The organism is Falsiroseomonas oryzae, assembly GCF_027856955.1.
GTDB classification, from domain to species: Bacteria; Pseudomonadota; Alphaproteobacteria; order Acetobacterales; family Acetobacteraceae; genus Falsiroseomonas; species Falsiroseomonas oryzae.
The window spans coordinates 1-535 of record NZ_JAPSMD010001026.1; the positions used below are offsets into that span (position 1 = coordinate 1).

Annotated in this window: 1 pseudogene; it reads left to right on the forward strand. The window is 77.6% G+C overall.

The window, feature by feature from the left end:
- Positions 1-393: pseudogene (locus tag OZN99_RS33315) on the forward strand (glycosyl transferase family 2); the annotation flags it as partial.
- Positions 394-535: the final 142 nt, after the last annotated feature.

Sequence of the window (535 nt, forward strand, 5' to 3'; positions counted from 1 at the left end):
GCCGCGATCGCGGACCCGTCCCGCGCCGCCTTCTTCCGCTTCGCCCTCGACGACGACGCCCCGGCCGCGCGGCGGCTGGAACGTGCGGTCGCCTGGCGCTGCCGCGCGCTCGCGCTGCCCTATGGCGACCAGGGGCTGCTGCTGCACCGCGACCTGCTGGACGCGGCGGGCGGCATCCGGCCGCTGCCGCTGATGGAGGATGTGGACCTGGTGCGCCGCCTCGGCCGGGCGCGGCTGCGCGGGCTGGACGTCGCGGCGGTGACCAGCGCGGCACGCTGGCGGCGCGAGGGCTACCTCCGCCGCTCGGCACGCAACCTCGGCTGCCTCGCGCTCTGGTTCCTCGGCGTGCCGCCGCACATCATCGCGCGGCTCTATGCGGGACGCCGGGGATGAGGGGCGACACGGTGATCGTCTTCGCGCGCGCGCCACGGCTGGGCGCGGTGAAGCGCCGACTGGCGCGGGGCATCGGCGCGATGGCGGCGCTGCGCTTCTACCGCGCGCAACTGGCCGCGACGCTGGCGGCCGCGCGCGATCC